At 67.7% G+C, this 26,586-nt stretch carries 22 protein-coding genes; 8 read left to right on the plus strand and 14 right to left on the minus strand.

The genetic code is table 11. The annotated features are described in order from the left end of the window. Positions 1 to 84: 84 nt before the first annotated feature. Positions 85 to 2,715, minus strand: a complete 2,631-nt coding sequence (locus tag NS6_RS10310; protein WP_157112685.1) for a winged helix-turn-helix domain-containing protein — start codon at positions 2,713 to 2,715, stop codon at positions 85 to 87. A 221-nt stretch (positions 2,716 to 2,936) separates the two neighbouring features. Here NS6_RS10310 and NS6_RS10315 point away from each other — a divergent pair, with 221 nt between their 5' ends. The 4 genes from NS6_RS10315 to NS6_RS10330 all read left to right on the plus strand — a co-directional run bounded on the left by NS6_RS10315 (position 2,937) and on the right by NS6_RS10330 (position 6,783). Continuing rightward, on the plus strand, positions 2,937 to 3,311 hold the full coding sequence (locus NS6_RS10315; RefSeq protein WP_068039983.1) for a PLDc N-terminal domain-containing protein: 375 nt from the start codon (positions 2,937 to 2,939) through the stop codon (positions 3,309 to 3,311). Next, the gene (locus NS6_RS10320) at positions 3,308 to 4,432 is read left to right on the plus strand and encodes an AI-2E family transporter (protein ID WP_068039985.1); all 1,125 of its coding nucleotides are present in this window, start codon (positions 3,308 to 3,310) and stop codon (positions 4,430 to 4,432) included. The genes NS6_RS10315 and NS6_RS10320 overlap by 4 nt, the downstream gene beginning before the upstream one ends. Positions 4,433 to 4,521: 89 nt before the next feature. Then, positions 4,522 to 4,944: a DUF7144 family membrane protein gene (locus tag NS6_RS10325; protein WP_068039987.1), complete on the plus strand. Its 423-nt coding sequence runs from the start codon at positions 4,522 to 4,524 to the stop codon at positions 4,942 to 4,944. Between the two features lie 150 nt (positions 4,945 to 5,094). Then, positions 5,095 to 6,783 (plus strand): SulP family inorganic anion transporter, encoded by a 1,689-nt coding sequence (locus NS6_RS10330; RefSeq protein WP_068040580.1) that lies wholly within the window; start codon positions 5,095 to 5,097, stop codon positions 6,781 to 6,783. A gap of 61 nt (positions 6,784 to 6,844) precedes the next feature. Here the strand turns inward: NS6_RS10330 and NS6_RS10335 are convergent, their stop codons facing one another. Continuing rightward, the gene (locus tag NS6_RS10335; RefSeq protein WP_068039989.1) at positions 6,845 to 7,078 is read right to left on the minus strand and encodes a lipopolysaccharide assembly protein LapA domain-containing protein; all 234 of its coding nucleotides are present in this window, start codon (positions 7,076 to 7,078) and stop codon (positions 6,845 to 6,847) included. A 286-nt stretch (positions 7,079 to 7,364) separates the two neighbouring features. Between NS6_RS10335 and NS6_RS10340 the strand changes: the two genes are divergently transcribed. Then, a complete protein-coding gene (locus NS6_RS10340) occupies positions 7,365 to 9,182 on the plus strand; it encodes an alkyl/aryl-sulfatase (protein ID WP_210746867.1) in 1,818 nt (605 codons plus the stop codon). 4 nt (positions 9,183 to 9,186) lie between these two features. Here the strand turns inward: NS6_RS10340 and NS6_RS10345 are convergent, their stop codons facing one another. From NS6_RS10345 to NS6_RS10375, 8 genes are all read right to left on the minus strand, one after another. Beyond that, entirely contained in the window at positions 9,187 to 9,906 is a 720-nt protein-coding gene (locus tag NS6_RS10345; protein WP_068039992.1) for a response regulator, read from the minus strand. Next, complete coding sequence (locus NS6_RS10350) at positions 9,903 to 12,440, minus strand: ATP-binding protein (RefSeq protein WP_068039993.1); 2,538 nt, start codon at positions 12,438 to 12,440, stop codon at positions 9,903 to 9,905. Before NS6_RS10350 ends, NS6_RS10345 begins: the two co-directional genes overlap by 4 nt. A 26-nt stretch (positions 12,441 to 12,466) precedes the next feature. Next, positions 12,467 to 13,414, minus strand: a complete 948-nt coding sequence (locus tag NS6_RS10355) for a potassium-transporting ATPase subunit C (protein WP_068039995.1) — start codon at positions 13,412 to 13,414, stop codon at positions 12,467 to 12,469. A 1-nt stretch (position 13,415) separates the two neighbouring features. Then, a complete protein-coding gene (gene kdpB / locus NS6_RS10360) occupies positions 13,416 to 15,563 on the minus strand; it encodes a potassium-transporting ATPase subunit KdpB (protein ID WP_068039997.1) in 2,148 nt (715 codons plus the stop codon). Then, complete coding sequence (gene kdpA, locus NS6_RS10365; RefSeq protein WP_068039998.1) at positions 15,563 to 17,233, minus strand: potassium-transporting ATPase subunit KdpA; 1,671 nt, start codon at positions 17,231 to 17,233, stop codon at positions 15,563 to 15,565. The genes kdpB and kdpA overlap by 1 nt, the downstream gene beginning before the upstream one ends. Then, positions 17,234 to 17,323 carry an ATPase gene (locus NS6_RS10370; protein WP_068040000.1) on the minus strand — a complete coding sequence of 30 codons (90 nt, stop codon included), beginning with the start codon at positions 17,321 to 17,323 and terminating at the stop codon, positions 17,234 to 17,236. Beyond that, positions 17,320 to 17,490, minus strand: coding sequence for a hypothetical protein (locus NS6_RS35425; RefSeq protein WP_210746810.1), 171 nt, complete (start codon positions 17,488 to 17,490; stop codon positions 17,320 to 17,322). The genes NS6_RS10370 and NS6_RS35425 overlap by 4 nt, the downstream gene beginning before the upstream one ends. Before the next feature lie 694 nt (positions 17,491 to 18,184). Further along, positions 18,185 to 19,510 carry a bifunctional o-acetylhomoserine/o-acetylserine sulfhydrylase gene (locus NS6_RS10375; RefSeq protein WP_068040001.1) on the minus strand — a complete coding sequence of 442 codons (1,326 nt, stop codon included), beginning with the start codon at positions 19,508 to 19,510 and terminating at the stop codon, positions 18,185 to 18,187. A 238-nt stretch (positions 19,511 to 19,748) separates the two neighbouring features. Between NS6_RS10375 and NS6_RS10380 the strand changes: the two genes are divergently transcribed. The 3 genes from NS6_RS10380 (at position 19,749) to NS6_RS10390 (ending at position 22,509) form a co-directional block, all read left to right on the plus strand. Continuing rightward, on the plus strand, positions 19,749 to 20,972 hold the full coding sequence (locus NS6_RS10380; protein WP_068040002.1) for a cytochrome P450: 1,224 nt from the start codon (positions 19,749 to 19,751) through the stop codon (positions 20,970 to 20,972). Next, positions 20,969 to 21,607: a TetR/AcrR family transcriptional regulator gene (locus NS6_RS10385; RefSeq protein WP_068040005.1), complete on the plus strand. Its 639-nt coding sequence runs from the start codon at positions 20,969 to 20,971 to the stop codon at positions 21,605 to 21,607. Before NS6_RS10380 ends, NS6_RS10385 begins: the two co-directional genes overlap by 4 nt. A 155-nt stretch (positions 21,608 to 21,762) precedes the next feature. Continuing rightward, positions 21,763 to 22,509: a maleylpyruvate isomerase family mycothiol-dependent enzyme gene (locus tag NS6_RS10390; protein ID WP_068040007.1), complete on the plus strand. Its 747-nt coding sequence runs from the start codon at positions 21,763 to 21,765 to the stop codon at positions 22,507 to 22,509. A 110-nt stretch (positions 22,510 to 22,619) separates the two neighbouring features. On the opposite strand, the gene NS6_RS10395 is transcribed toward NS6_RS10390, so the two are convergent. The 4 genes from NS6_RS10395 to NS6_RS10410 are packed head-to-tail and all read right to left on the minus strand — an operon-like array spanning position 22,620 to position 26,233. Further along, positions 22,620 to 23,582: a glycine betaine ABC transporter substrate-binding protein gene (locus NS6_RS10395; protein ID WP_068040009.1), complete on the minus strand. Its 963-nt coding sequence runs from the start codon at positions 23,580 to 23,582 to the stop codon at positions 22,620 to 22,622. Between the two features lie 50 nt (positions 23,583 to 23,632). Continuing rightward, positions 23,633 to 24,409, minus strand: coding sequence for an ABC transporter permease (locus NS6_RS10400; RefSeq protein WP_068040011.1), 777 nt, complete (start codon positions 24,407 to 24,409; stop codon positions 23,633 to 23,635). Beyond that, on the minus strand, positions 24,406 to 25,590 hold the full coding sequence (locus tag NS6_RS10405; RefSeq protein ID WP_068040015.1) for an ABC transporter ATP-binding protein: 1,185 nt from the start codon (positions 25,588 to 25,590) through the stop codon (positions 24,406 to 24,408). Before NS6_RS10405 ends, NS6_RS10400 begins: the two co-directional genes overlap by 4 nt. Then, positions 25,583 to 26,233: an ABC transporter permease gene (locus tag NS6_RS10410; RefSeq protein WP_068040582.1), complete on the minus strand. Its 651-nt coding sequence runs from the start codon at positions 26,231 to 26,233 to the stop codon at positions 25,583 to 25,585. Before NS6_RS10410 ends, NS6_RS10405 begins: the two co-directional genes overlap by 8 nt. Between the last annotated feature and the right edge of the window lie 353 nt (positions 26,234 to 26,586).

A 26,586-nucleotide genomic window follows, 5' to 3' on the forward strand; every position in this document is an offset into this window, starting at 1 on the left:
GGTGTCGCCGCGTCGGAATCAAGTGTGGCCCACGGCGTCACCGCCGCACATCGTCCGGAGCGGGTGAACCGGCTCCGCCGCCGATCAGAGCAGTCCGCTGCGTCGCGCCTCCTGCAGCGCTTCCATCCGGGAGCGGGTACCGAGTTTGGCGTAGATGCCGCGTAGATGTGTTTTCACCGTATTGATGGAGACACTGAGATCGTCGGCGATGTGCTGGGTTGTGCGACCCGACGGCAGCTGTTGCAGAATCCGCAGCTCGGTCGCCGTGAGCGGTGGATGCTGCACCCGGCGCCGAGGCCGGTGACCGGCCCGGATGGTATCGGCGAAGGCGCTGCACTGCCCGAAACAACCGGCGTAGTAGTCGAGTAGGTCGACGGTGCCGGGAACGTCGAAGAACGGCCGGGCCACCCGATGGGCGGCGCCGATCCGCAGGGCGTTGTCCACGGCCTCCCGGGTTTTGGAATCGTTGCCCAGCTCGCGGTGGGCGCGGGCGTGCAGGAGCCAGCCGGTGAGCCGGGCGACGGGATGGGCGCCGGAGGTCGCCGCGAGTACCGGCTCCACCTGACCCAGGACCGTCTGATGGTTCCCTCCTACGGAGGTCAGGGCCGCCGTGGACAGGACGGTGTCGGGGATGAATCCGAGCACTGCCCGCGCCCGTTCGGTCAGCTGCCGCGCGGCCGAGGTATCGCCCGAGCCCAGCAGTGCCCACACCGCGGCACTCACCAGACTGCCACCGAGTACCGGCGCGGGGTCGGCATCGAGCAGCCGGCCGATACTGCGGCGTAGCCGGTCGGTGGCGGCCGGGTCGTCACCGCACTGGCAGTCGAGCAGGTTGCCGACCACATGCGGCAACCGGCCCGCCACCGGACCCGGGGTTCCGTCGCGGCGGATGTGCTCGGCGCACAGCACCCGGATCTGCTCGGGGTGCGGGTCCGAGCCCTGCAGGTAGGCGCCGTAGGCCTCGAGCGCGGTGGCGTGCACGGTTTCCGGCAGATCCAGGAGGTCGTGATCACGGGCGATGGCGCAGGCCCGTTCGGCGCGCTGCCGCATCGTCGTGATCGACCCGGCCAGACCGGCGGTGACGGCGAGCCGGGTCACCGCGATCAATCGCAGCCGGGGGTGGCAGCGGGACCGCGTGCGGCTCAGGGCGATCCGCAATCGTTCCTCACCCCGGGCGATTTCACCGCGCAGCGCGAGCGCCGTACCGGTGGTGACGGCGAGATAGCCGTCCAGGTCGGGGCGGTCGGCGGGCGGCATCCGCTGTGGGAAGACGATCGGATCGGAATCGGTGCCGGACGCTACCGCGAGCTCGGCGTCCACCGCCGCGGTCAGGGCCTCCAGCCGGTAGGGGCCGGCGAGCGAATGCGGGTCGTCGTCGGCGAGCAGGCGTGCGCTGTCGCGGTAGGCCTGCGCCGTACCGCTGCCGCCGCGCAGCAGCGCGTCGGTGGCCTGCAGCAGACGCAGGAACGGGTCGGTGAGCACATCCGGCGCCGCAGTGGCGAGTGCGTCGAACAAGCTCTCGCCGTGATCGGCGAAAACCAGTGCCAATGCGTGCTCGGCCAGGAACGACCCCAGCTCACGGTGATCGGGTACCGCGAGCAGATGCGCCAGCGCGGCCTGCAATTCACCGATCGTGGTGAGCCTGCGAGCGGCCCGCAGATGCAGGTCGGCACACAGATCCGGGCCCAGGCGATTGGCCTCGGCCAGGAAATAGGCCCGCAACATCGGATGGTAGGAGTACCAGACCTTTCCGCTTCGCGACAGTGAGGTCATCGGGAAATTGATCCGGTCCAGTTCGTAGAGCAGATGCGCGGCACCACCGCCGACGAGATCGTCGGCGAGTTGTTCGGTGAACTCCTCCGGAACGCTGGTGCAGGTGAGGAACTGCCGAAGCGCGGGGGAGAGGGTATCGATCAGCTCGCCCACCAGCAGATCGGCGAACGCATGCGGTGGCCGCGCCAGCGCGGTGAGTGCATCGGAATTCTCGCTCGAGCTGGCGGTGAGATAGATCGCCGCGATCCGCACCAGCGCGGCCCACCCCTCGGTGAGATCCATCAGGGTATGCAAGCTCTGGTCGTCGAGTGCGCATTCGTGTCCCGCGCACAGCCGGGACGCGTCGGCGGAGGAGAGCGCCAGATCGTGCGCGCTCCACCGGGTGAGCCGGGAATGCAGTTGCAGCAGATGCCAGCGGATCGGCGGATCGAAGCGGGCGCACAAGACGGTGGTCACCGCCGGCGGTGCGTGCTGCAGGAAGTACTCCAGGCCCGCCAAGGCGAGTGGATCGGTGATCAGGTGGGCGTCGTCGATCACCACGACGGTCGGGTCCGCGCTGTCACCGAGCGCGGTGAGGATGGCTTCGGCTTCACCCACCCCCGCGGCGGGCTGTCCGGATCCGGCGGCGGGTACGCACAGCCGGGTGCGCAGTTCCGGCCACAGGGCGGTCTGGTCGCGAACGGTGAGCCAGGCGATCCTGGCCTCCGGATGCGAACGCGGCAGATGCGTTGTCACCCAGTCCGCCACGGCGACCGTTTTCCCGACCCCCACCGCGCCGCAGACCAGCAGCACACCCCCGTTGCGGCGATCGACCACGGTGTCCAGCCCAGTATGCAATCGTGGCCGCGACACCGGGTCGAAGGGGAACACCGGGATATGGGACCGTGGCCGGGCTCGCGATAGCGGGCGGCCCGTCGGATCCAGTGTTGGCGAAGTGGTCACGGTGCCTCCCGAAGAAAATTCCCGAAACAGCACTAGCACGCACTCGGCCGCAGCCTACCTGAGCGGAGGGCACCCTCAGCGGCCCCTGAACCAACCTGTTACCAGGGCGTATCCGGGAATATTCATCCGTATCGGGTGAGTCGTGCACCGGTTGGGCCGCCATACCGTGGGGCGGATCCCCGCTGCGGGGACCACCGGATCCGACGTAAGCGAGGTGGACCGTGTCGTTTTGGGAAGCACTCTGGCTGGTCGTGGTGAGCTTCGCGTTCATCGCGTACCTGCTGCTGCTGTTCTACATCATCGGTGACCTCTTCCGAGACCGGGAGACCTCCGGCTGGGTCAAGGCGATCTGGGTGGTTCTGCTGATCGTGCTGCCGCTGCTGACGTCGCTGGTCTATCTGATCGTCCGCGGTAAGGGAATGACGCAGCGGTCGATCACCGAGGCCCACCAGGTGCAGGCCGCGGAGAAGGAATATATCCAGCGCACCGCCGGCACCAACCCGGCCGCACAGATCGCCGAGGCGAAACGGCTGCTCACCGAGGGCACGATCACCGAAGGAGAGTTCGAGCAGCTCAAGGCCAAGGCCATGTCGTGACCGATGCCCTCCCGCCGGCACCGCAACCCGCGGTGCCGGCCCCCGGGCAGTGGGCGATTCCACGCGGTTTGATCGTTCTGCTGGTCGCGGCGGCCACGGTGGTCGCCGTCACCGGCGCCCGTGCGTTCTCCGGTGTCCTGGGCCCGGTTTTCCTGGCGTTGATGCTGGCGATCGCCGTGCAGCCCATCCAGCAGCGGATGCAGCGCCGCGGCCGGCCCGCCTGGCTGGGTATGCTTGCGGCGCTGGTGGTGGTGTATCTGATCCTGCTGGGACTGGTCGCGGCCTTGGCCCTGTCGGCGGCTCAGCTGGCCACCGCGCTACCGGATTACTCCGATCGGTTCGCCGATCTTCTCGCACAGGTACAGGACCTGCTGGCGCGCTTCGATATCGATCAGGAACGGATCGATCACGCGTTGAGCGGCTTCGACCTGGGCAACCTGGTCGTGCTGCTCGAGAATCTGCTGCGCGGGCTGGCGGGTGCGTTCTCGAACCTGGTCTTCGTGGTCACGTTGCTGCTGTTCATGGTGTTCGACGGAATGTCCATCGGACGCCGGATGGAAGCGCTGCACGGCATGCGCCCCGATATCGCCCGCGCGCTGGGCTCGTTCACCTCGGGCACCCGCAAATATCTGATCGTGTCCACGGTATTCGGCCTGATCGTCGCGGTCCTCGACGGCGTGGCGCTGTGGGTGCTGGCGGTGCCGTTCCCCCTGCTGTGGGCGCTGCTGTCGTTCATCACCAACTACATCCCGAATATCGGATTCGTCATCGGGCTGGTGCCGCCCGCGCTGCTGGCCCTGCTGGACGGCGGATGGACCCGGATGGTCTGGGTGATCGTCGTCTACTGCGTGTTCAACGTCGTGGTGCAATCGGTGATCCAACCCAAATTCGTCGGTGACGCGGTCGGGCTCAGCGTCACCGTCACATTCCTGTCGCTGGTGTTCTGGTCGTGGGTCCTCGGCGCGCTGGGCGCGCTGCTGGCCATTCCGCTCACCCTGCTGGCGAAAGCAGTACTGCTCGATATCGACCCCGCGACCAGGTGGATGGATGTGCTCATCGGCGAACGCGCCCCGGCTCGGAGCAAGCGGCCCGAGGCCGAACCGCCGGCCGCGCCGGGGTGAACGGTTGCGGGTTCACCCGGGCAGGGTGAGGCGGGGTCGTTTCCGAGCGGCGACAGTCGTCGTAACCACAGTGCTCGGAAGGAGCCGAGATGACCACCGCACCGCAACACACCACCGAGACCCGCGACGGCCCGATGCGGCAGGGCTTCGCGGCGGGTGTCTCGATCGGCGCGTCGATCCTGCTGCTGACAGTCGGCGCGCTCTCGATACTCGAGGGGATATCCGCGGTCGCCCGGGACGAATTGTTCGTTGTCGGTGTCGACTACGTCTACGAGTTCGATATCACCACCTGGGGCTGGATCCATATCGTGCTGGGCGCCATTCTGATCGTGGCGGCGCTCGGGCTCCTGACAGGGACGACTTGGGGCCGGGTGCTGGCGATCATCGTCGCGGCGCTGTCGATAGTGGCGAACTTCCTCTGGCTGCCCTACTACCCCTGGTGGTCGACGCTGGTCATAGCCCTCAACATCGTGGTGATCTGGGCGATCGCCGCCTGGCACCCCCGGACCTGAGACGCCCGCAGCGTGGGACCGGCCCGGCCGCCCAGGGCGTCCGGGCCGGTCCCACCTCTTCGGCGAAGGGCACGGTGAGTGGTGAGCGACGAACACACTCGTCCGTCCGGAGGCAGCGGTGCTCGCCGGCCGCGGGCGGTCGCCGCGCAGCTGTTCCCCTCCCTGCACGGGTACCGGCGTAGCTGGTTGCGGCCGGATATCGTCGCCGGCCTGACCGTCTGGGCGGTGCTTGTGCCGGAAGCGCTGGCCTACGCCACGATCGCGGGTGTGCCGCCGGTGGTGGGCCTGTACGCGGCGGTCCCGGCGCTGATCCTGTATGCGCTGGCCGGTAGTTCGCGGCATCTGGTGGTGGGGCCGATGTCGGCGACTGCGGCGTTGTCGGCCGCGCTGATCACCCCGCTGGCCGGTGCCGACGAGGGTCGCTACCTGGTGCTCACCACGGCGCTCGCCATCGCGACGGGTGTGGTCGGGCTGCTCGCCGGCCTGCTGCGGCTCGGGTTCATCGCCTCGTTCATCTCCGAACCGGTGCTGAAAGGTTTCATCGTCGGGCTGGCGCTGGTCATCATTATCGGCCAGGTACCCAAGCTGCTCGGCATCGAGAAGCATGAGGGGGATTTCTTCGAACAGTTGTGGGGCGTGCTGACCGGTCTCGGCGATACCCACTGGCGGACACTGTTGATCGGCGGACTGAGCCTGCTGCTGGTGCTTGCCGTGAAACGGTGGCTCCCACTGGTCCCGGGCGCGTTGCTCGCCGTCCTGGCCGGAATTCTGGCGGTGGCGCTGTTCGATCTGGACGACAGGGGGGTGGCCATCGTCGGGGAAATCGACCCCGGTCTGCCCGTTCCCGGCCTGCCCGCAGGTGTGGGTTTCAGCGACTACCTCGATCTGCTGGGACCGGCGGTCGGCGTCCTACTGATCGGGTTCGCCGAAGGACTGGGCGCGGCCAAAACCTATGCCGCGAAAGCCGGCTACGAAATCGACCCCAACCGGGAACTGTTCGGTTTGGGCGCCGCCAATCTGGGATCGGGTTTCACCGCCGGGATGGTGGTCAACGGCAGTTTGTCCAAAACCGCGGTCAATGGGTCGGCCGGAGCGAAGACCCAGGTCAGCGGGCTGGTGGTAGCGGTCCTGACAGTCGTGACCCTGTTATTGCTCACGGGACTGTTCGAACAGCTGCCCGAGGCCACACTGGCGGCGGTGGTGATCGCGGCCGTGATCGAACTGGTCGATATCGCCGCCCTGCGGCGGCTCTACCGGGTGTGGACCGACTGGCTGGGCCATATCTACGGCCGGGTCGCCCGCGCCGATTTCCTGGCCGCGCTCGCCGCGCTGTTCGGTGTGCTGCTGTTCGACACCTTGCCGGGCCTGCTCATCGGGGTCGGGGTCTCGATCCTGCTGCTCGTCTATCGCGGCTCTCGGCCGCATATCGCGGTCCTCGGCCCACGCGACGGTCTGTGGCTGGACGTGCACCGGCACCCGGGTCTCGCGCAATCACCCGACCAGCTGGTAGTCCGCGTCGAGGCGGGGCTGTACTTCGTCAACGCCGACAATATCCGGACTCGGATCGAGCAGTTGTGCACCGAGCACACCCGGCTGGTGGTCCTCGACGCCGAAACCTCACCCGCTATCGACGTCACCGCCGCGGCGATGCTGGTGGATCTCCGGGACAGCCTTGCGCACCGCGGTATCGACTTCCGGATCGCCCGTTCGATCGGGCAGTTCGGGGAGGAATTGGCGGCCGCGCAAACCGGAACTCATCGGGTCCCGGTCTATGCGAGTGTCGCCGCCGCGACGACTGAACCACCGCGTTCCCCAGGAGCTGCGGACTCGGTGCGGTGACCCGGGACCCCGAATCGGTCGGCTGCGCCCCGAGGGAGACGATCTGCGACCGGCCTTCGTTTCAGCGGCGGCCCCGGCGCTTGATCAGCAGACCCGCGACCGCGCCGACCAGGAACATGATCAGCAGGATCAACCACATCGGCGAGCGGACGGTGACCAGCAGGAAATTGATATCCACTCGGTTGCGGTTCTGCGCGATGAACACCGCGGCCAGCACGATCAGGACGACTGCCAGCCATTGGTTCACCGTTATACGCGACAGCAATGTACGTTTCGGCGCGTCCTGGGGTGTCATCCGGTCCTCCGAACGGTGGGCTGACGGTACAGCACGAGTGTGCGACGGCCGGCCCGCCGCGACCTCACCCGCGTCGGATGAGTTCCCTGTCCCGGTACCCCGGTCGGGCGAGACGCGCGGCACTTCACCCGCGTCAGGTGATACCTCCGCCGCGCAACGCTGGCTAGCGTGGGCGATGCCGGATGCCCGCCTTTCTCCCGGAAGACCCGCCGGACGAGCGGGCGCTCGAACCTCCGCGCCGTGACCGCTGCCAGCCGAGACATCGCAGAGTGAGGTAACCATGACCATGCAGGTGGATTTCGACGACACCACCGATTTCGAGAATGCGGCACGGGGGTTCATCGCCGAACTCGACCCGCCGGTGGTGAAAGCCGCAGACGGGAGTGTGGTCTGGGATACCGGCGCCTACGGGTTCCTCGCCGGCGACTGTCCGTCCACCGCGAACCCGAGCCTGTGGCGGCAGGCGCAACTCTGCAACAAGCAGGGGCTGTTCGAGGTCACCGAGGGGATCTACCAGGTGCGCAACCTGGACCTGTCGAATATGACCTTCGTCGAAGGCCGTGCGGGCATCATCGTGATCGACCCCTTGATCTCTGCGGAGACCGCGGCCGCGGGGCTGGCGCTGTATCGAGCGCACCGCGGTGACCGGCCGGTGACTGGGATGATCTACACCCATTCGCACGTCGATCATTTCGGTGGGGCGCGGGGAGTGGTGCCCGAGGGGCACCCGCCGATCCCGATCCTGGCTCCCGAAGGATTCCTCGAACACGCCGTGAGTGAGAACGTCTACGCGGGCAATGCGATGAACCGGCGCGCGATCTTCATGTACGGCGCGGTCCTCGACAAAGCACCCGACGGACAGATCGGCACCGGGCTCGGAATGACCACATCTACCGGGACCGTCACCCTGCTCCCGCCGACCGTGGACATCACCCACACCGGACAGGAGGAGGAGATCGACGGTGTCCGGATCGTCTTCCAGCTCACACCGGGGACCGAGGCACCGGCCGAGATGAACTTCCTGTTCCCGGACCGCCGCGCCCTGTGTATGGCGGAGAACGCGACCCACAACATGCACAACGTGCTCACGCTACGAGGTGCCGTGGTCCGCGATTCCCGGGTCTGGGCCAGATATCTGGACGAGGCCATCGCTCGATTCGGTGACAAGGCCGATATCGCCTTCGCTTCCCACCACTGGCCGACCTGGGGCAGGGAGAACTGGACGGCCTGGCTGGCCGGGCAACGAGATATGTATGCCTATATGCACGACCAGACGTTGCGCCTGACGAACCAGGGGTTCACCGGCCCGGAGATCGCCGAACAGTTCGAATTCCCGCCCGGACTCGACAATCTGTGGGCGAATCGCGGTTATTACGGCTCCACGAGCCACAACGTCAAGGCGATCTATCAGCGATACATGGGCTGGTTCGACGGGAATCCCGCGCATCTGTGGGAACACCCACCGGCCGGGCTGGCTCAGCGGTATGTCGCCGATTACGGCGGTATCGACGCGATCGTCGCCAAGGGCCGGCAGTATGCGGCAGACGGTGATCTCCGCTTCGCCGCCACCCTGTTGCAGCACGCCGTATTCGCCGAACCGGAGCACGACGGCGCGAAACAGGAGCTGGCGAATGTCTACCGTCGCCTCGGTCACGGTGCCGAGAACGGGCCGTGGCGCAACTTCTTTCTGGTCGGCGCGGAAGAACTGCGGACAGGTCCGAGCCCGATGGCGACCAGTACGGCCGGCCCGGAGATGCTGACCGCGCTGACGCTGAACATGATCGTCGACTCACTCGCTGTCCGGATCGACGGCCCGCGCGCGGCGGCAGCCGATTTCATCATGGACTGGGAGCTGACCGACGAGCACCGCGTGCACCGCCTGACCCTGTCCAACGGTGCCCTGACCCACCGCACACCCACAGCCGAGACCCCGGCCCTGGGCCCGGCGGATCTCACCTTGACGTTGACCAAGGCTCAACTGCTGACGGCCGTGAGCGGCGGCGGGTTCGAAGGGGTGACCATGAAAGGCGACGAGCGCCTGCTCCAGACCTTCATCGGCCTGCTGGACACACCCGATCCGCGCTTCCCGATCGTCACCCCGTGACCGGTCACTCCCGGAAACGGTGGCCCATCCCGGGCTCGGTGACCAGATGTTTGGGATGGGACGGATCGTCCTCCAGTTTCCGGCGCAACTGGGCGAGATAGACACGCAGGTAGTGGGTTTCGGACTGATAGGCCGGACCCCACACCTCGCGGAGCAGTTCCTGCCGGCCCACGAGTTTCCCGCGATTGCGCACCAGCATTTCCAGCACGCCCCATTCGGTGGGAGTCAGATGGACCTCGGTGCCCGCCTTGGTCACCTTCTTCGCCGAAAGATCCACGGTGAACGAATCGGTGACAACCACCGGTTCGTCGGGTTCGGCCGCATCCGCGGCCCGGCGCAGTGCCGCGCGTAACCGGGCGAGGAATTCGTCCATCCCGAACGGTTTGGTCACGTAGTCGTCGGCGCCGGCGTCGAGCGCGTCCACCTTGTCTGCCGAATCGGTGCGGGCGGACAGCACGATGATCGGCACCTTCGTCCAGCCGCGCAGACCCGCGAGCACCTCGATCCCGTCGATATCGGGAAGTCCGAGATCGAGTACCACCACATCGGGTCTGCGTTCGGTGGCTGCCCGCAGCGCGCCCGCACCCGTGGCCGCGGTGACCACGTCGTAGCCGCGCACCGAGAGATTGATGCGCATCGCCCGCAGGATCTGCGGTTCGTCGTCGACCACGAGGACGGTGGGCTGTTGCTGCGCACCGTGCTCCGGCTGCGGTCCGGTTCTCATTGCGAAACCTCCGTGGGCGACGTATCGGTGCGGCCTTGCGCGACCGCGAGATCGACGGTGACGGTGAGCCCCCCGCCGGGGGTAGGGGCCGCGCTCACGGAGCCACCCATGGCATCGGCGAACCCGCGCACCACCGAGAGCCCCAGACCCAGACCGCTGGTGTTGTCCCGATCGCCCAGCTGCTGGAACGGGTCGAAAACCCGCTCGGGATCGGCGCCGGGCAGCCCCGGCCCGTGGTCGACGACCCGGGTCAGGATCCGGCCGTCCACCGCCGCGGCATCGATCGTCACCTCCGATTCGGCGCCGTAGCGCAAGGCGTTGTCCACGAGATTGGCCAGAACGCGTTCCAGCAGGTCGGGGTCGGCCTGCACCACTGTCGCCCCGACACTGACCCGTACCCGGTCGAGCGCGCCGCGGCGCGCGCCGCGCGGACTCACTCCGACGCTGACCAGCGACCGGTGTACCACCTCGTCCAGATACACCGGCCGCAACCGTGGCCGGACCACACCCGCGGCGAGCCGCGAGGAATCGAGCAGGTTACCGACCAGCGCCGTGAGCTGATCGGCGGATTCTTCCACCGTGGCGAGCAATTCGGCCCGGTCCGCGGGGGAGAACTCGACATCGTCGGACCGCAGGCTCGAGACCGCCGCTTTGACCGCCGCCAGTGGGGTGCGCAGATCGTGGCTGACTGCCGAGAGCAGATCGCGGCGCAACCGGTCGGCCTCGGCGAGCGCCGCGGCCTTGTTCGCTTCCTCCGTGAGCTGGCGCCGCTGAACCAGGCCGACGGCCTGACCCGTTACCGCCTCCAGGACTCGCCGGTCGCGGGCGCGCAAGGTCGGGCCGGCCAGCAGCAGGCTGTAGTCCCCGTCGCCGACCTCGACCGCGGTATCGGCCCCGTCGGCGCGCTCGGGGGGATCCGTGCCGACCGCGGCGAGCGTGCCGCGGTCGCGGTGGCGCAGGCTCACTGCCCGCTGTCCGTAGGTCTGGCGCAACCGTTCCAGCAGGGCCGCCGGGTCGGCGCCGCGCAGCACCGCCCCCGCGAACAGGGTGAGCAGTTCGGCTTCCCGGGACGCCTGCCCGGCCTGTTCGGCCCGGCGCGCGGCGGTATCCACGAGCGCTGCCACCGCGACCGCGACCACCAGCAGCAGTACCGCCGGTAGGAAACTGTTCGGCTCCTGGATCGTGACGCTGTAGCGGGGATCGGTGAACAGGATGTTGAGCAGTAAACCGGCGATCAATGCCGACGCGACAGCCGGCAGCACACCGCCGAACAACGCCACCGCCAGCACTGCCACGAAATACAACGCGCTTTCGCTCACCAGATCCAGGTAGCGGTCGAGCCAGACGGCCAGGATCGCGGAGATCGCCGAGGGGACGACGAATGCGGCGATCCAGGCCGCGGTGCGGCGCGCCTTGGGGCGTGGTCGCCGGCGCCGGCGACCCGCGGCCTCGTGGGTGACCATATGTACGTCGATCTTGCCGGAGTGCTGTACCACTTCCGCACCGATACCCTCGTCGAACATCCGCGCCCAGCGCGATCGGCGAGAGGTGCCGAGCACCAGTTGGGTGGCGTTGACCGTGCGGGCGAAATCCAGCAGGGCGGTGGGTACCTCGTCGCCGACCACCGTATGCAGTTCCGCGCCGAGGTGCGCGGCCAGTTTCCGGACCGCCGTCATCTGCGGCGCCGCCACTCCGGTCAGACCGTCACCGCGGACCACATGGACGACGAGCAGTTCGGCACTGGATTTCGCGGCGATCCGGCCCGCCCGCCGCACGAGCGTTTCCGATTCCCGGCCCCCGGTGACGGCGACGACCACCCGTTCCCGGGCCTCCCAGGTGGCGGTGATCCGGTGATCGGCCCGATATTTGGCCAGTGCCGCATCCACTTGGTCGGCCAGCCACAGCAGGGCGAGTTCGCGCAGCGCGGTCAGGTTACCGCGCCGGAAGTAGTGCGCCAGCGCGGCATCGGCCTTCTCCGGCGCGTACACATTGCCGAGCGTGATCCGCCGTTGCAGCGCTTCCGGGGTGATATCGACCAGTTCGATCTGGTCGGCGGCGCGCACCACCGCGTCGGGCACGGTCTCGTGCTGGGTAGCGCCGGTGATCTGCTCGACCACATCGTTGAGACCCTCGAGGTGCTGGATGTTCACGGTGGACACCACGGTGATCCCGGCGGCCAGCAGTTCCTGAACGTCCTCGTACCGTTTACGGTTGCGGCTGCCGGGGGTGTTGGTATGCGCCAGTTCGTCCACCAGCACCAGGTCGGGCCGGCGGGCCAGGACGGCGTCCACATCCAGTTCGGACTGCACCGTGCCGCGATAGGGGATCGCGATCCGGGGCACCTGTTCGATACCTTCCAGCAGTTCCGCGGTCTGCGCGCGGCCGTGCGTCTCGACCACGGCGGCCACCACATCCTGGCCGCGTGCCAGGCGCCGGTGCGCCTCACCCAGCATCGCGTACGTTTTACCGACCCCGGGGGCCGCGCCGAGATAGATGCGCAGCTCACCCGGGGTGCGGTGTGGTGTAGCGGTCACCTCGGCATCATTTCACCGTGCACGGATCACTGTCCGCTCGCGGTGCCGGACACGGGGTAGCGGCTGTCCAGGTCGAGGTTGAGTGCGAGGACGTGGACCCGCGGTTCTCCGGCGAACCCGAGTTCGCGACCCTGCGTGTGCGCCGCGACGATATCGCGGACCGCGGCCGGTTCGATACCGCGCGCGGCCGCCACCCGGTTCACCTGGATCTCGGCGTAGGCAGGTGAGATATGCGGATCCAGGCCGCTAGCGCTGCTGGTCACCGCATCCGCGGGGACGGCCGGTTCGGCGGGTGCGTTCCCGGCGATCGGCACGATCCGACCGGTCGAGAAGTCCTCGCCGTACGGTGCGCATTCGACCGGAACGCCCTGGTACTCGGCGAGAAACACCGGCGTGGATCGGGTGGACCGGGCCCGGCAGGGTTCGTTGACGCTGACCACCCGCTGCGGGATCACCGCACCGTTCGCGGTGTGGGTGCCCATTACCGAGAGCACCGCCCCGGCCCCGTCGGGTGTGCAGAACGGCCGGGTGCCGTCGACGCCCTCCAGAAGACCGATCTCATGGCTGCGCGTGCACACCTGAGTGAGCAGGCTCGGGGTGAATCCGGCCGATTCCGGGTCGGATCCCGTGGCGAGCAGGGCCGGGTCGGCGGGGGTGTCGACGATATTCTCCGGGCCCAGGTTGCTACCACCCGAGGCCAGGGTGTCGTAACCGTCGCCGGCCGCCGACGGACGGCTCTGGAAGTACCAGGTGATCGGGTCGCCGTTCGCGTCGGTGAACGATTGGCCGAGCAGGGAACTGCCGACGGCGCGACCGCCGGCCTCGACGATCGAACCGTGCGATTTATCGTGAAGCCCTGGTAATTGGCCCGCCACCCAGACGATCCCGGGGTAGGCGAAACCAGTGATCAAGGTCAGTATCAGCAAGGCCCGCAGCGCGGCGGAATGCTGGCGGATCAGATCGGAGACAGGCATATCAGGACATCCCGGGCAGGTATTGGACGATGAGGTCGATCAGTTTGATCCCGAGGAAGGGCGCGACGATTCCGCCCAGCCCGTAGATCGACAGATTGCGGCTGAGCAGTTTCGCTGCGTTCCCGGGCGTGTACTGCACACCGCGCAGGGCCAGCGGGATCAGGGCCACGATCACCAGCGCGTTGAAGATCACCGCCGAGAGGATCGCCGACTGCGGGCTGGCCAGCCGCATGATGTTCAGCAGATCCAGCCCCGGGAACAATCCGACGAACAAGGCCGGGATGATCGCGAAGTACTTGGCGATATCGTTGGCGATCGAGAACGTGGTCAGCGCGCCCCGGGTGATGAGGAGCTGTTTGCCGATCTCGACGATTTCGATCAGTTTGGTCGGATCGGAATCGAGATCGACCATGTTCCCGGCCTCTTTGGCGGCCGAGGTACCGGTATTCATCGCGACCCCGACATCGGCCTGCGCCAGCGCGGGCGCGTCGTTGGTGCCGTCGCCGGTCATCGCGACGAGCCGCCCGCCTTCCTGTTCCCGCCGGATCAAACCCAGTTTGTCCTCCGGTGTGGCCTCGGCCAGGAAATCGTCCACGCCGGCTTCGTCGGCGATCGCTTTGGCGGTGCGCGGATTGTCACCGGTGATCATGACCGTGCGGATGCCCATCCGCCGCATTTCCGCGAACCGGTCGCGCATCCCCTGTTTCACCACATCCTCGAGGCGGATCACACCGAGAACCCGGGCCTGACCATCGCGGATCTCGCCGACGACGAGCGGCGTTCCGCCCGCTTCCGCGATTGCGCCGACGACGGTATCGAGTTCGGCCGGCACCGAACCGCCGTTGCCGCGAATCCATTGGGCCACCGAATTCGCCGCGCCTTTGCGCAACTGGACACCGTCGATATCCACCCCGGACATCCGGGTGGCGGCGGTGAACGGCACCCATTGGGCGTGCGCGAGTTCCCCCGGAGTGCGTTCACGCAGCCCGTAGGCGTCCTTCGCGTACACCACGATGGACCGGCCCTCGGGGGTTTCGTCGGCGAGACTGGACAGCTGTGCCGCGTCGGTCAGCTCCTGTTCGCCGACCTCGGCCAACGGTACGAACCGGGTGGCCTGCCGGTTGCCGAGGGTGATCGTGCCGGTCTTGTCCAGCAGCAGCGTGTTCACATCACCCGCGGCCTCGACGGCCCGCCCCGACATCGCCAGGACATTGCGCTGTACGAGCCGGTCCATCCCCGCGATACCGATAGCCGACAGCAACGCGCCGATGGTCGTCGGGATCAAACACACCAGCAGGGAGACCAGCACGATCCCGCTGACCCCGTAGCTGCCCAGGGCGAGACTGTCCGGCACGCCGGGATTGTTGTCCTTGGAGAAGATCGCCAGCGGTTGCAGCGTGACCACCGCGACCACGAAGATCAGCGTGAGTGCCGCCAGCAGGATATTGAGCGCGATCTCGTTCGGTGTCTTCTGCCGGGCCGCACCCTCTACCAGCGCGATCATCTTGTCGATGAAGCTCTGGCCCGGTTCCTGAGTGATACGTACGATGATCCGGTCCGACAGCACCGTGGTGCCGCCGGTGACCGCGGACCGATCGCCGCCGGATTCCCGGATCACCGGGGCGGATTCGCCCGTGATCGCGGATTCGTCCACCGAGGCGATACCTTCCACCACATCGCCGTCCCCGGGGATCACCTGACCGGCCTCGACCACGACATGGTCGCCCCGGCGCAGTTGCGGGGCCGGAACGGGTTCCTCGGTGAGGGGGGCGCCGGGCGACCGGTCGACCAGCCGGCGGGCGACGGTATCGGACTTGGCGCGACGCAGGGTATCGGCTTGGGCCTTACCGCGTCCTTCGGCCACGGCCTCGGCGAGGTTGGCGAACACCACGGTGAGCCACAGCCAGACGACGACCGCCCAGGCGAAGAAACTCGGATCGACGACGGCGAGCACCGTCGCCCAGACCGCGCCGATCTCGACGATGAACATCACCGGATTACGCCACAGGGTGCGCGGATCCAGTTTGCGCATCGCCTGCGGCCACGAGCTCAGCAGCAGCTGCGGATCGAGCAGGCCACCGCGGACCCGGCTCTTCGCGGGCTGCGGTGCCGCGGGTACGGGATCGGATTCGATGGTAGGAGCGGACATCAATGCAGTCCTTCGGCGAGCGGCCCGAGCGCCAGCGCGGGCAGGAAGGTGAGAGCGACCAGGATGACGGTGACCCCGACGACCAGGCCGATGAATTGCGGCCGGTGGGTCGGCAGCGTTCCCACCGAAGCGGGGGTGGTGCGCTGTTTCGCAAGTGAACCGGCCAGCGCCAGCACCAGGATCATCGGCAGGAACCGGCCGAGGAGCATGGCCAGGCCGAGCGCTGTGTTGAACCATTCGGTATTGCCGGACAAGCCGGCGAAGGCGGATCCGTTGTTGTTACCGGCCGAGGTGAATGCGTACAGCACTTCGGACAAGCCGTGTGGCCCCGAATCCTGGATCGCGGCACGCTGTCCCGGCATTGCCATGGCCAGCGCGGTCCCGCTCAGCACGATTACCGGCGTCACCAGGAAATATGCGGCGGCGAGTTTGATCTCACGGGGCGTGATCTTCTTCCCGAGGTATTCCGGGGTGCGCCCGACCATCAATCCGGCGACGAACACCGTGATCAGCGCCAGCACCAGCATGCCGTAGAGGCCCGAGCCGACGCCGCCCGGCGCCACCTCCCCGAGCTGCATGTTGAACATGAGCATCATGCCGCCGAGGCTGGTGTAGGAATCGTGCATCGAATCCACCGCGCCGGTGGAGGTGAGGGTGGTGGCGGCGGCGAAGGTCGCCGAATTCGCCACGCCGAAACGCTGCTCGACGCCTTCCATGGATGCCCCGACCGCGGCCGGCACGGTGCCGTGGTGCTGGAGCTGGAAAACGGTGACCAGGCTGACGCTGACCAGCGCGAGCACGGTCATGACGGCGGCGATCGCATAGCCCTGTCTGCGGCTGCCGACCATGCGGCCGAAGGTGCGCGGCAGCGAGAAGGCGATCACCGTCAGTAGGAAGATCTCTACCCAGTTGGTCCACGCCGTGGGGTTCTCGAACGGATGCGCGGAGTTCGCGTTGAACGGTCCGCCGCCGTTGGTCCCGAGATCCTTGATGGCTTCCTGGCCGGCGATGAGACCGCCGGGCAGGTTCTGCCGATCGCCACCGAGTGTGGTGACCACCTGATCGTTGAGATGGAAGTTCTGGATCACCCCACCGGCGATCAGCACAATGGCCGCCACCGTCGCGATGGGCAGCAGGATGCGCAGTGTACCGCGCACCAGATCGACCCAGAAGTTCCCGAGGGTGCCGCCACGCGACCGCGCCAGGCCGCGGACGACGGCCATGGCGACGGCCATCCCGACCGCGGCGGAGACGAAATTCTGCACGGTGAGTCCCGCGGCCTGGGCCAGCGGGCCCAGTGTGGACTCGCCCGCGTAGTTCTGCCAGTTCGTGTTGGTCACGAAACTGGCGGCAGTGTTCCAGGCCAGGGCGGCGGTCATCGGGGTGGCCGTCTCGTCCGGGAACAAGGGCAGTTTGTGCTGCACGGCCAGAAGGAGGAACAGGAAGACCAAGCTCACCGCGGAGAAGGCGAGGACGCTGCGGGCGTAACCACCCCAGGTCTGCTCGCGGTCGGGGTCGGCACCGACCAGCCGGTAGATCCTGCGTTCGAAGCGGGAATGGGTGGTGCGTGTGTAGACGCGGTACATGTAGTCGCCCAACGGCACATGTACCGCCGCCAGCGCCGCCACCAGCGTGCCGAGGAACAGCACACCCGCAATGGTTGTACTCACTCAGAACCTCTCGGGAAACAGCAGAGCGGCCACCATCAGTCCGATGACGACGACGGCCAGGGCCAGGCCCACGGCATTGACGATGTTCACAGTCGCTCCACCATTCGCTGTACGAACCCGAGCACACCGAATACCGCGACCGTGACCAGGAGATAGGCCAGGATCGACACGTCTGCCTCCATTCCGAAAACCGGGGCAGCGCGACGCAACCCGAAACGGCTGCGGCTGCCCGACCGGGTCGAAACTACGATCCGCATCTCCCCGCGCCCCACCCGTTGACGAGTCCTTTACGCCTCTTGCGCGCGCCTTGATGCCTTTCTTGCGCGCCCTCCGTTGTGCTGCGGTGCACGCCACAAAGAACGGCTCGCTCCGGATACCGATGTTCGGCCTGCCCAGGGTGCGGGCGGGTGCCACGGCTCCGAACACGGCTGCCCGGCCGGCTCCGGGCACGGATGTGCGGACGCGTGGCGCTCCGGGATGGGACTGCGGGTGAAGTCGATGTGGATTCGTGTCCGGCGAAACGGCGCACGAATCGGGTCGGGAGCGCACTCTTACCGTGAGGTCTCGCGCAAGGAAAGTCCGCCCGGCCGGGACGTTCCCGGCCCCGCATACGGAGGACCGTTCATGCACCCGTTCGCCTATACGCCCGCCGAACTGGCCGATGCCATAATCCTGGCCGTGCGCTGCGTACTACATGTGTATTCGTCGGGTACGCCGTGCGTCCCTATGTGAGTGGCTCACCGGGTACCGCGCGGGCCGCCCGCGGCGACTCGCAGCCGGGGTGAACGCGCCGGTCCGGGCCGGATCACGCCGACGGCCTCAGGAGACCGGATCGCGACTCCGGGCCGGCGATTGCCGCGGGGACGTCCGGCCGGTGGTGGCAGCAAAGAGCCGGACCCCGCTGGTGTGCGGGGTCCGGCTCTTCGGTATTCGGTAGTTGTGTGGCCGGGACTAACCCGCCGCGGCCACGAAACCCGCGCGCAGATCGGCGAGGATATCCTCGATTCCCTCGATACCCACCGCCAGCCGGACCAGACCCGGCGTGACTCCGGAGCTGATCTGTTCCTCGGGCGTCAGCTGGGAATGTGTGGTCGAGGCCGGGTGGATCACCAGCGAGCGGACATCACCGATATTGGCGACATGGCTGTGCAGGGTGAGTGCGTCGACGAACTTCTTGCCCGCATCCACCCCGCCGGCCAGCTCGAACGAGATCACCGCGCCGGTGCCCTTCGGTGCGAGCTGCTTACCGCGCTCGTACCAGGGCGACGACGGCAGACCGGCGTACGACACCGAGGTGACCTCCGGCCGTTCGGTGAGGAATTCGGCGACGGCCTGAGCGTTCTGTATGTGCCGTTCCATCCGCAGGCTCAATGTTTCCAGGCCCTGGCTGATCAGGAAGGCATTGAACGGGGCAACTGCGGGACCGAGGTCGCGCAACAGCTGCACGCGGGCCTTGAGCGCGAATGCCGGTGCGCCCAGATCGGCGAATACGGCGCCGTGGTAGCTCGGATCCGGCTCGGTGAATCCGGGGAAGCGGGGTCCGTCGTCGGTGCGCACGGTCCAGTCGAAGGTCCCGCCGTCGACGATCACGCCGGCGATCGCGGCGCCGTGGCCGCCCAGGTATTTCGTCGCCGAGTGGACGACGATATCGGCGCCGTGCGCCAGCGGCTGGATGAGGTAGGGGGTGGCGACGGTGTTGTCGACGATGAGCGGGACACCGGCGGTGTGTGCCACCTCGGCGATACCCGGGATATCGAAGATATGGTTCTGCGGGTTGGACACCGTCTCCCCGTAGAAGGCCTTCGTATTCGGGCGGACCGCGGCGCGCCACTGGCCGAGATCGTCGGGATCATCGACGAACGACACCTCGATACCCAGTTTGGGCAGCGTGTAGTGGAAGAGGTTGTAGGTGCCGCCGTAGAGCCGCGGACTGGAGACGATGTGGTCACCGGCACCGGCCAGGTTGAGGATAGCCAGGGTTTCGGCGGCCTGCCCCGACGACAGCACGAGTGCGGCGACGCCGCCCTCGAGCGCCGCGATCCGCTGCTCGACCGCATCCTGGGTCGGGTTCATGATCCGGGTGTAGATATTGCCGGGTTCGGCCAAGCCGAAGAGAGCGGCCGCATGCTCGGTATCGCGGAAGGTGTAGGACGTGGTCTGGTAGATCGGCAGGGCGCGTGCATTGGTGGTGCCGTCCGGGACCTGTCCCACGTGGATCTGCTTGGTCTCGAAGCTCCAGCCGTCGGCGGGATTCGGCGGCGGGGTGGAATCGGTCATCACGATTTCCTTCTGTCCTGGGTCGGGAACGATCAAGCGTACTTTCCGGCTGCGCCGGTGCGGCCAGCCGAGGCTATGGGGGCGTCGCGTACCGGGCCAGAGTTCGGTTCGGGGCGATTCCAACTATGCCCGTGTCGTGTCCGGTCGGTGGAGGGCTTCCGGGGGGCCGTGGTGTTCCGAGTGGTCACAATCGCGTGAATCGTCAGACAAAACATGGAATGTGTCTTACTGTCGTGACATGACCGGCTATGCGTATCAGAACGAGGCGTTTTTCGAGCTGCGCTCGGGTGAGACTTGGCGGTCGCCGTGGGCGATGTACGCCGCGTTGCGGGAGCATGATCCGGTGCACCGGGTCGTGCCGCCGAAACAACCGGCGGACGACTACTGGGTGCTGACCCGGCACGAGCACGTGCACGCGGCGGCGCGCGATGTCGCCACGTTTTCTTCCGGTCAGGGCCTGACCGTGGAGTACGGCGAACTGGAGAAGATCAACCTCACCGACAATCCGCCGATGGTGATGCAGGACCCACCCGAACACACCGAATTCCGCAAACTGGTGGCCGCGGGCTTCACACCGCGGCAGGTGGCGGAGGTGGAACCGGTGGTCCGCCGGTTCGTCCGGCAGCGGCTGGACCGGCTGGCCGAACAGGGCGGCGGCGATATCGTCACCGATCTGTTCAAACCCCTGCCCACCATGGTGGTGGCCTATTACCTGGGCGTTCCCGAGGAGGACCGGCCGCTTTTCGACGGGTGGACCGATGCTGTCGTCGCGGCGAGTACCCAGCGCACCGTGGATGCGCAGGCGGCGTCGATGCAGATGCTGGGCTATTTCGCCGAACTGATCAAGCGGCGGCGCACCGACCCGGGCGACGATACCGTCTCGCTGCTGGTGCAGGCCGGGATCGCGGCCGACGAGGCCGACGTGAACGGGCTGGTACAGATCCTGGCCTACACCTGGACGATGGTTTCCGGCGGAAACGACACCACCACCGGGCTCCTGGGCGGTGCCGTGCAACTGCTACAGCTGCACCCCGAGCAGCGGGCCGCGCTGGCCGCCGACCCCGAACAGATCCGGCCCGCGATCGAGGAATTCGCCCGGCTCACCTCCCCGGTGCAGGGGCTGGCCCGCACCACGACGCGGGATGTAGAGATCGCCGGCCGGACGATCCCGGCGGGCCGTAAGGTACTGCTGGTGTACGGCTCGGCGAACCGCGACGAACGGGCCTTCGGCGCCGATGCCGCGGAACTACAGATCGACCGCAACCCGCAGCGCATCATGACCTTCGGCCACGGCCCGCACCATTGCCTCGGTGCGGCGGCCGCCCGGATGCAGGCGCGGGTGGCGCTGGAGGAACTACTCGACCGCTTCCCGGAGTACCACGTGGATATCGACGCCGTCACCTACGCCCCCGGCCCATACGTCCGGCGTCCCAACAGCGTTCCGTTCCGGTGTGCGGCATGAGCGAGCCGGGTTCGGGGCGGCGGAGCGTCACCCTGACGGGGCGGCGCACGAGTGGCGACTGGCTCGCCGGTGGGCGCACCGAACTGGCGGCGGAGCGAGTTCTGGATGCCGTCCGGGCCTTGGTGATCGACAAGGGCGCCGGAGCCGTCGGTATGGCCGAGATCGCCGAAGCCGCAGGTTGTTCGCGCGCCACGCTCTACCGGTATTTCGACAGCCGGCAGTCGCTGTATGTGGCCTTCGCCGGACGGGAGGCGACCCGGCTGATCGAACGGGTCTGGCGGGACCAGCGATTGGACGGTCCCGACCGGGCCGAACGTCTCCTGGACGGCATCACCGCCACCCTGGCCGAAACCCGGAAAACTGCCCATCTGGCGGTCTGGTTCGAACCGGCGAATGCGGGAATCGTGGCGCGATTGTCGGATTCGTCAACGGTGATCGACGCCCTCGTCACCGCCTTCGTCGCCCGGTTCCGGCCCGATCTGCCGCCCGCCGCGGCGCAGCGGCTGGGCCGGTGGGCGGTGCGGATCATGGTGTCGCTGCTGACCCTGCCGCCCGCGGACGCGGCCGAGGAGCGTGCGCTGCTGAGCGATTTCCTGCTGCCGTTCCTGCTGGATCCGCGGTTGCCGATCGCCTGAAACCGGCCCCATACCTGCTCGGTTCATGGTTCGTTGCACGAAGTGTGCAGGCCGCCCGGGACAGATCTGCTGGGCCCTCGGCGAGCGCGGAGCCAGGTTATCCGACCCGGCACGAGCGGACCTTCGGTGTCGGAGGCCTGCGGTAGCTTGGCGCCATGAGCGCGCCGTCCGGTCTCGACTTTCCACTGCTGCTGGCCGATTTCCAGGGCGAGTTCCTCGCCTCGATTCCCGACGCCGATCCGGCGGCCATCGTCCCGGCGTGTGGCGACTGGACGGTCCGCGAACTCGTGGAACATCTCGCGTTCGTGCATCATTGGGCTGCCGCGAATGCGCGCGCCCGGAAGGCGACCCGCCTGGGGGACGGTCCGTTCGACCTCGCCGGCCACTACGCCGCCTGCGCCGCGGAACTACGCGAAGCTTTCGCGGAACTGGATCCGGCGGCGACCGCCCGGATCCTGGCGTATCCGGATCCGATGGGGGAGGGGCCGGTGTCGTTCTGGCATCGCCGGCAGGTCCACGAAACCCTCGTCCACGGGCACGATCTGCGCGCCGCGATCGTGGGTAAGGCCGCACTCGGCCTGATCCGGGCTGTGCCGGAGGTCTGGGCGGATGCCGTCGACGAGGTGGTTTCGGTCTTCTACCCCCGCCAGGTCGGTACCGGCCGGAGGCAACCGCTACCGGCTCCGTTCGCCGTGGTGGCCACGGATGTCGACCCTGCTCGTGGGTGGGTGCTCGGCGGCGCCGGCCACGATATCGACGAGGTACCGCTGCGGGTCTCGGGCGCCGCCGAGGGACTGGCGCTGCTGCTGTGGGGCCGGATCACTGTGGACGAGGCCGGACTGACCGTCGACGGTAGTCGCGCCGATCTGGACGTGCTGCTCAGGGAACCGGTCGTTCCCTGACCGGCCTCGGAAGCCGGTCGGTGCTGGGCTGTCGTACCGCCGCGCCGAACCGGTCCGTCTTTCTACCGAGCCGAGACCGGCCCGTCACCCCGCTGAAGCGACCCGGGCGGTCACGCCGCCGTGACGAAACCGTTCGCGACCATCCAGTCCCGCGCGACCTCCGCAGGTTCGCGCCCCTCCACATCGACCAGCCGGTTCAGTTCCGTGATCGACTCGTTGGTCAGCAACCGCGATATGGGTGTCATGATCGCGGTGACCTCCGGGTGCGCGTCGGCGAATTCCGCTCGCATCACCAGCGCCGCATTGTACTTCGGGAAGAAGGCACGGTCATCGGCCAGCAGGACCAGGTCCAGCGCGGGGATCCGGCCGTCGGTGGCCGCAACCGAACCGAACGCGCACTGGCGGGCATCGGCGGTCGCCTGGAAGACGACGGCGTCCTGCACGATCCGTTTGGTCACCCGGCTCTCGTCGATACCGTAGGCGCGGGCCATACCCGGATAGCCGTCCTGGCGCACATTGAATTCGGTGCCGACGCAGGTGGCGGCCGCGGCGGGATCGGTGGCGACGAGTTCGGCGTAATCCGACAGCGACCACACGCCGGTTCTTTCGGCGGTGCGCCGGGCGGTGGCCAGCGCGTAGGTGTTGTTCATCGGCGCCATCGCCTCCCAGGTCATTGCGTGGGCTGCCCGGTCGGCGTCGCGGACCGCCTCGAACTGGCCCTGTTCGTCCGGGACCGGTGTCTCGTTGCCCAGATAGTTGACCCAGCCCGTTCCGGTGTAGTCGTAGGCGATATCGATCTGACCGCTGAGCTGGGCGTCGCGCAAACTGTTGGAACCCTGGATGTTCGTCAGATCGCGTACGTCGGCGCCGGCCGCGACCAACGCGAATTCGATGATGTAGCCGAGTGTCTGCTGTTCGGTGAAATCCTTGGACCCCACCGTGACGGGGACACCCTCGAGCGCGGGCACCGGCCGGATACTGCCGGGCCCCACCCGCAGCGGTACGGCACTACCGGATTGCAGGCCGCAACCCGCGAGCAGTACGACCCCGGTGAGCAACAGAACACACAGCATGCGGCGCCGCCCGGTCCTGCGCACCGCATCCAGGCGAGCCGAGCGCGCGCTCATCGCAGCCCCCTCGGCCCGAGCATGCGCTCGGCGACGGCGCCCAGCCAATCCACCAGCAGCGCCAGCGCGACCGCCAGCACCGCGCCGACGACCAGGGTGACGTTATCGCGCAGTTTGTATCCGGTGTCGATGAGAATCCCGAGCCCGCCGGCGCTCACCAGGAACGAGAGGGTCGCGGTGCCCACGGCCAGTACCAGCGAGGTGCGCAGACCGGCCAGGATATAGGGGACGGCCAGCGGGAATTCGATCCGCCGCAGCACCGTCGGCGCCGACATCCCCTGTCCGCGCCCGGCATCGATGAGCAGCGGATCCACCTGCTGGTAACCGAGGATGGTGTTGCGCAGCACCGGCAGCAGCGAATAGAACGCGATCGGCGCGACACCGATCCAGAACCCCGTGGTCCTGGTGGCCAGGTAGAACAGCACGATCAACCCGATGGCGGGCGCGGCCGCGCCGATGTTGGCGATACCGACGAACAACGGCGCGAGCCTTCGGTAACCGGGTCGGGTGAGCAGGGTGCCCAGCGGTACCGCGACGGCGATCACGATCAGCACCACCGTGGCGCTGATGAGTACGTGCTGCCACGTAACGGTGGCGATATTGCTTGCGTTGAGGCTGGCCTGCTGGGTGACGGTCAGGTCACGCCGCAACGCCCACACCAGCACGCCGACCGTGAGCAGCACGACGAGGACGGGTTGGACGAGCAGCCGCGCGCCGTCCGCCCGCCGCAGCGCCGGGGGATTTCCGGTATCGGGTGCGAGGTGGGCTGTCATGCCGGTGCTTCCGTCGCCGGTGCACCACCGTGCTCGGCGCGTAGCGCCGACAGATGGGCGACGAGCGTATCGATGGTGATCAGACCGGCGTATTCGCCGCGCGGCCCGGTGACCACACCGGTGGCGTTGCGGTCGGTGAGCAATGCCTCCAGACCGTCTTGCAACGTCGATGCCATGGACAGGGTTTCACCGAGCGGGGTCCCGGCGTCGCGGACCGCCGGGGCGTGCGCGAGCTGTTCGGACGAGACCCAGCGCAGCGGGCGGCGGCGGGCATCGAGGACCAGGGCCCAGTCCTTGTTCGCCACCACCGCGCGGGCGGTACCGATCGAATCGTTCTCGGTGACAGTGGGGCAGTCGCCGAGCTCGACATCCCGGATACGGGTCAGTGTCAGCTGTTTCAGGGAGGCATCGGCGCCGACGAAACCGGCCACCGTATCGTCGGCCGGATCGGCCAGGATCGCGGCGGGAGTGTCGTACTGCAGGATGCGGGACCGGTCGCCGAGCACTGCGATCCGGTCGCCGAGCTTGACCGCCTCGTTGAAATCGTGGGTGACGAACACGATCGTCTTGCCCAGTTCCGCCTGCAAACGCAGCAGCTCGTCCTGTAGCAGCCCGCGGGTGATCGGGTCGACGGCGCCGAACGGCTCATCCATCAGCAACACCGGCGGATCGGCGGCCAGCGCCCGCGCCACCCCGACCCGCTGCTGCTGGCCTCCCGACAGTTGCCGCGGATAACGGCGCCGGTACGTGCCCGGATCCAGACCCACCAGCTCCAGCATTTCGTCGGTGCGCGCGGCGATCCGCTTGCGGTCCCAGCCGATGAGACCCGGGACGGTAGCGATATTGCGGGCGACCGTCATATGGGGGAAAAGGCCCGCCTGCTGGATCGAATACCCGATCCCGCGGCGTAACCGGTCCGGATCCATCGTCGCGGCGTCGCGGCCGTCGATCGTCACCGTGCCGGAGGTGGGTTCGATCAGTCGGTTGATCATCCGCATGGTGGTGGTCTTCCCGCAGCCCGAAGGCCCTACCAGAACCACGATCTCGCCCGCCGGAATGGTCATCGACACCGCGTCGACGGCCGGATGCGGCTGGCCCGGATAATGTTTGGTGACAGCGTCGAGCACGATCTCGACACCGGAAACCGCCGATTTGCCGGTGGCGGTAGCAGTATCAGTCACGGATCCCCCTCGGAACGGTGAAACGGCCGACGAGCAGGAAGATCCCGTCGAGCAGTAGGGCGAGTACGACGATGAGCACCGTGCCCGTCAGCGCCTGCGGCACCGCGTTCGGGCTGCCGAGCCGGGCCAGACCCGAAAAGATCAGATTGCCCAGGCCCGGCCCCTTGGCGTAGGCGGCGAGGGCGAGAATGCCCATGATGAGTTGAGTGCTGATCCGTATCCCGGTGAGAATCGACGGCCAGGCCAGCGGAAGTTCCACCGCGGTCAGGACTCGCAACCGGTTCATCCCGACCCCGCGCGCCGCATCGACGACGGCCGGGTCCACCGCGGACAGGCCCACCAGGGTGTTGCGCAGAATCGGCAGCAGTGCGTAGAGCACCAGGGCGATCACCGTCGGCACGACCCCCAATCCGAATACCGGGATGAGCAGTCCGAGCAGCGCGAACGACGGCACGGTGAGAATGGTGCCGGCCACGGCGGTGGCGGCCGCGGAACCGACCGGGCTGCGGTAGACGAGCACACCGATCAGCACCGCGATCGCGGTCGCGATCAACAGTGATTGCAGTACGGCCGAGACGTGCAGATACGAATCCACGAAAAGCTGGTGGCGACGCTCCACCACGAAGGTCCACAACGTGTCCAGGATCAGACCTCCACCTGTCCGGTGCGACCAGGCTGTCGCGGCCTCGCCACGACCGGACCGGGTACCGGCGCGGCACGTCGCCGGCGAGAGCATACGGGTGGTGCCCGGCTATTGCGCGCCGCGCACATCGGGCCCGCAGTGAGGAATGCCCATTCCCGACAAGATCGAAACCCAATCGGCGCCGGCTGCAGCGGTACCCCCACCTCGGCCGGTGCCGGGACGGGACTTATTTGCCGTCGTTGCCGGGGGATTCGGGCTCGTCCGGGCGTCGGCCCGTCAACCGCCGGTAGCCGACGACTACGGCGACGAGTATCGCGATACCGGCGATCACGAGTAGTTCCATGGTGGGCGCG

The sequence above is a fragment of the Nocardia speluncae NBRC 108251 genome, from assembly GCF_001613245.1.
Taxonomy (GTDB): domain Bacteria; phylum Actinomycetota; class Actinomycetes; order Mycobacteriales; family Mycobacteriaceae; genus Nocardia; species Nocardia speluncae.

What these genes read in the sequence shown, in the direction of transcription:
- NS6_RS10335 (WP_068039989.1), bottom strand. Translation starts at nt 7,078, where the DNA reads ATGACACCCCAGGACGCGCCGAAACGTACATTGCTGTCGCGTATAACG.
- NS6_RS10400 (WP_068040011.1), bottom strand. Translation starts at nt 24,409, where the DNA reads ATGACAGCCCACCTCGCACCCGATACCGGAAATCCCCCGGCGCTGCGG.
- NS6_RS10375 (WP_068040001.1), bottom strand. Translation starts at nt 19,510, where the DNA reads ATGACCGATTCCACCCCGCCGCCGAATCCCGCCGACGGCTGGAGCTTC.
- kdpB (WP_068039997.1), bottom strand. Translation starts at nt 15,563, where the DNA reads ATGTCCGCTCCTACCATCGAATCCGATCCCGTACCCGCGGCACCGCAG.
- NS6_RS35425 (WP_210746810.1), bottom strand. Translation starts at nt 17,490, where the DNA reads ATGCGGATCGTAGTTTCGACCCGGTCGGGCAGCCGCAGCCGTTTCGGG.
- NS6_RS10395 (WP_068040009.1), bottom strand. Translation starts at nt 23,582, where the DNA reads ATGCTGTGTGTTCTGTTGCTCACCGGGGTCGTACTGCTCGCGGGTTGC.
- NS6_RS10340 (WP_210746867.1), top strand. Translation starts at nt 7,365, where the DNA reads ATGCAGGTGGATTTCGACGACACCACCGATTTCGAGAATGCGGCACGG.
- NS6_RS10385 (WP_068040005.1), top strand. Translation starts at nt 20,969, where the DNA reads ATGAGCGAGCCGGGTTCGGGGCGGCGGAGCGTCACCCTGACGGGGCGG.
- NS6_RS10325 (WP_068039987.1), top strand. Translation starts at nt 4,522, where the DNA reads ATGACCACCGCACCGCAACACACCACCGAGACCCGCGACGGCCCGATG.
- NS6_RS10355 (WP_068039995.1), bottom strand. Translation starts at nt 13,414, where the DNA reads ATGCCTGTCTCCGATCTGATCCGCCAGCATTCCGCCGCGCTGCGGGCC.
- NS6_RS10390 (WP_068040007.1), top strand. Translation starts at nt 21,763, where the DNA reads ATGAGCGCGCCGTCCGGTCTCGACTTTCCACTGCTGCTGGCCGATTTC.
- NS6_RS10345 (WP_068039992.1), bottom strand. Translation starts at nt 9,906, where the DNA reads ATGAGAACCGGACCGCAGCCGGAGCACGGTGCGCAGCAACAGCCCACC.
- NS6_RS10380 (WP_068040002.1), top strand. Translation starts at nt 19,749, where the DNA reads ATGACCGGCTATGCGTATCAGAACGAGGCGTTTTTCGAGCTGCGCTCG.